Origin of the sequence: Pseudooceanicola sp. (genome assembly GCF_029213205.1) — a bacterium.
Taxonomy (GTDB): Bacteria; Pseudomonadota; Alphaproteobacteria; order Rhodobacterales; family Rhodobacteraceae; genus Pseudooceanicola.
Window position 1 is genome coordinate 1 of record NZ_JARGNH010000058.1, and the last position, 3,744, is coordinate 3,744.

4 protein-coding genes are annotated in these 3,744 nt (G+C 60.8%); 2 read left to right on the plus strand and 2 right to left on the minus strand.

The window, feature by feature from the left end; genetic code table 11:
* Positions 1-36: 36 nt before the first annotated feature.
* Together P1U48_RS18100 and P1U48_RS18105 are read right to left on the minus strand one after the other, a co-directional pair.
* Positions 37-1,236: an acyl-CoA dehydrogenase family protein gene (locus tag P1U48_RS18100; RefSeq protein WP_301070733.1), complete on the minus strand. Its 1,200-nt coding sequence runs from the start codon at positions 1,234-1,236 to the stop codon at positions 37-39.
* 14 nt (positions 1,237-1,250) lie between these two features.
* Entirely contained in the window at positions 1,251-2,465 is a 1,215-nt protein-coding gene (locus P1U48_RS18105; protein WP_301070735.1) for an acyl-CoA dehydrogenase family protein, read from the minus strand.
* A 142-nt stretch (positions 2,466-2,607) separates the two neighbouring features.
* Here P1U48_RS18105 and P1U48_RS18110 point away from each other — a divergent pair, with 142 nt between their 5' ends.
* Positions 2,608-3,393, plus strand: a complete 786-nt coding sequence (locus P1U48_RS18110) for an enoyl-CoA hydratase-related protein (protein ID WP_301070737.1) — start codon at positions 2,608-2,610, stop codon at positions 3,391-3,393.
* A gap of 20 nt (positions 3,394-3,413) precedes the next feature.
* Positions 3,414-3,744 (plus strand): acyclic terpene utilization AtuA family protein (locus P1U48_RS18115; RefSeq protein WP_301070739.1); only part of this gene is annotated, 331 nt, incomplete at its 3' end.

Here is a 3,744-nt window from a genome sequence, read left to right on the forward strand (position 1 = left end):
TAACGCGATGTCTTTTTCTCGCTCATGTTTTCACTCTCAGTTTTTCAGAAGTTCGCCGGAAATGATCAGCTTGCGCACTTCCTGAGTGCCCGCGCCAACCTCTAGAACACGACCCGTGCGGTAAAGCCGGTTCACTTCCGTGTCGCGCATGTAGCCCGACCCGCCGTGGATCTGGACCGCCTTGTCCAGCACGAAGGACGTCACCTCGGCGGCCTTGAAGATCGCGGCGGCGGTCAGTTTGTGAATTTCGCCGCGTCCGCCTTCGCCTTCTTCCAGTCCCTCGCACATGGCGACGGTTTTCAGAGACAGGCTGCGCGCCGCTTCGATCCGCGTGTACATGTCGGCCAGCATCGCCTGCACCATCTGGAAATTGGCAATCGGTTTGCCGAACTGCTGGCGCGTCTTGGCATAGTCGACGGAGATATCCAGCGCCCGCTGCGCTATGCCAAGCGCGTTGAAACACACGATCGCGCGCTCCAGATCCAGCCCCGACATCGTCACCGCCACGCCGCCGTCCAGCTTGCCGACCATGTTCCTGGCGGGCACCCGGCAGTCTTCGAACACCAATTCGCCAGTGGGCGAGCCGCGGAAGCCCATCTTGTTGAGCTTCTGCGCCACCTTGAAACCGGGCGTGTCGGTTTCCACGATGAAGGCGGAAATGCCCTTGGCCCCCTTCTCAGGCGAGGTCTTGGCATAGACCAGCACCAGATCGGCAATCGGCCCGTTGGTGATATAGATCTTGGCCCCGTTCAGGATGTAATCGTCGCCATCCTTCTTCGCCGTCGTGCGCATCGAGCCAAGCGCATCGGAACCGGCGCCCGGTTCGGTCAACCCCAAAGCGCCGATCAGCGTGCCATCGCACAGGCCCGGCAGGTACTTGCGGCGCAGGTCGTCATTGGCGTTGCGGTAGATGTTGTTGACGCACAGGTTGTCGTGGGCAACGTGGGTCAGCCCGATGGCCGCCGATGCCCGTGACATCTGTTCGGTGATGATGCAGGCCGATGTGAAATCCAGCCCGGCGCCGCCGAATTCCGGCGGCACGTTCAGGCCGAGATAGCCCATCTTGCCCAGCGTGGGAAAGACCGACGGCGGCAGATCGTCGGTGTCGTCCATTTCCGCGTTCAGATGATGAAACTCGGACATGAAGAACTTGCCAGCCTGATCGGCCAGCGCCTGCTGCTCATCCGTCATGAAATGTGTCGGAAGGTCGATGTGGTTGCGTAATTGCTTGTTCATGGTCACGTCCTCCCTCAGGCGCGCAGTAATTCTTCGGCGATGATGATCTTGCGGACTTCGCTGGTGCCCGCCCCGATCTCCAAGAGCTTGTTGGCGCGGAACAACCGGTTGATTTCGGTGTCCTGCATGTAGCCGGAGCCGCCGTGGATGTGGCAGGCTTCGGTCACGGCCTTGTTGAAGGCCTCACCCGCATAAAGGCAAGCGGCGGCAGTCAGCTTGTGAATCTCACCGCGCCCCCCTGCCCCCTTGGGCAGGCCGACACAGGCGGCCAACGCGCGGTAACTGAAGGCGCGGGCGGTTTCGACCTCGGTATAGATCTCGGCCAGTTTTGATTGCACCATCTGGAAACTTGCGATCGGCTTGCCGAATTGTTCGCGGATCTTGGCATATTCCAGACCCAGCTCCAGGGCGCGTTCGGCCATGCCGACGCAGACCGAGGCGACCATCGCCCGCTCCAGATCCAGCCCGCTCATCACCACCGAAACACCGCTGTTTTCGGCACCCAGCATGGCCGATGCCGGCACCCGGCAGTCTTCGAACATCAATTCGCCAGTGGGCGAGCCGCGAAAGCCCATCTTGTCCAGCTTCTGCGCCACCTTGAAACCGGGGTTGTCAGTTTCCAGGATGAAGGCCGAAATGCCCTTGGCCCCTTTGGATTTGTCGGTCTTGGCATAAAGCAGGACCACATCGGCGATCGGCCCGTTGGTGATGTAAATCTTCGAGCCGTTGATGACATAGTCGTCGCCATCGCGGCGCGCGGTGGTCGCCATCGACCCAAGCGCATCGGACCCCGCACCGGGTTCGGTCAGTCCCAATGCGCCGACCAGGTCACCGGAACACAGGCCCGGCACGTATTTCTTGACCTGTTCCTCGGAGCCGTTGCGCAGCAGGTTGTTCAGGCACAGGTTGTCATGCGCCCCGTGCGACAGGCCCACCGCCGGGTTCCATTTCGAGATCACTTCCGACACCAACGCCTGGGTGAATTCGTTCTGGCCCGATCCGCCCAGCTCTTCGGGCGCGGTGATGCCCAGCAAGCCCAGTTCGCCCATCTGCTTGAACAAATCGTCGGGCCACCACTCTTCCGCGTCCATGCGCGCCTGTAGCGGGTGCAGCACCTCACGCGACACCCGATCCACGTGATCGACGATCTGGCGCTGCTCATCGGTCAGCGAATAGTTCGCCCTGATGGCTTCCAGATTCGCCGTTACGGCTTCAGTCTGACTGGTCATATGATCTTTCCTCCCGAAAAACATCGTCTGCAGAGTTGACCAAAATCAAACACATGTTAGAAAATAGATCAAGGTAGGCTTTTTGCGACCTCGCGTTCGGAACACCTCGTGGTGAGAAGATGCGGGGGAGGGAATCTCGAAAATGGTTGAAAACGTCGTTAATTCGCACGCGCGGGGGCATGAAACGCGCATCACGATTTGTCGTCCCGATCAACGCAATGCGCTGAACCGCGATGTGGCGGAAGGGATTATTTCCGCAATCCGCAAGGCCGAGGCCGACCCCGAATGCCGGGTGATTGTCTTGACCGGCGAGGGCGATCGTGCGTTCTGCGCGGGCGGCGACATCAAGGGCGGTGCCGATGGCGGGCCGTTCATCCAGGATCCGGCCGATCCTGAGCATTTCGCGGGCAAGTTATTCGAAACCATTCAGGCCTGCCGGAAACCGACCATCGCACGGATCAACGGTGTGGCCATGGGCGGGGGCGCGGGCATCCTCTGTGCCTGCGATCTCGCGGTCATGGCCGATCACGCCAAAATCGGAACGCCAGAGGTAAAGGTGGGGCTGTTTCCCATGACCATCGTTCCACCGATGATGCGCGTGCTGCCGCGGCGTCGGCTGATGGAGCTGTTCATCACCGGCGTTCCGCTGACCGCCGATGAAGCCCTGCGCTATGATCTGGTCAACTATGTGACAACCAAGGCCGAGCTTGACAACAAGCTGGCGGAACTGGTCGCAACAATCGCCGCGCAGTCGCCCACCGCGATTCGGCTGGGAAAATACGCCTGCCACGCACTGGAAGACATGACCTATCCGCAGCAGATGCGCTTTGCGGAAACGCTTTTGCCGCGGGTTGCACAGACGGAAGATGCCCGCGAGGGATTTGCTGCCTTCGTTGCAAAGCGCAAACCTGAATGGACGGGCCGCTGATCACGCGGGAGGAGAAAAATATGTCGGATCGAAAACTGCGCATCGGATGCGCGTCCGGTTTCTGGGGCGACACGCCCGAAGCCGTTGGCCAACTGGTTTCCAAGGGCGACATCGACTATCTGGTGTTCGATTATCTGGCCGAGGTGACGATGTCGCTGATGGCGCGTGCCCGTGCCAAGAAACCCGAGGCGGGCTATGCGCCGGATTTCGTCAAGGCGCTGGTGCCCTGGCTCCAAGAGATCAAGTCCAAGGGGATCAAAGTCGTCGCCAATGCCGGCGGGGTGAACCCGCGCGGCTGCCGCGATGCGCTTGCCAAGGCGGCGGCCGAGGCGGGGATCGATCTGTCCATCG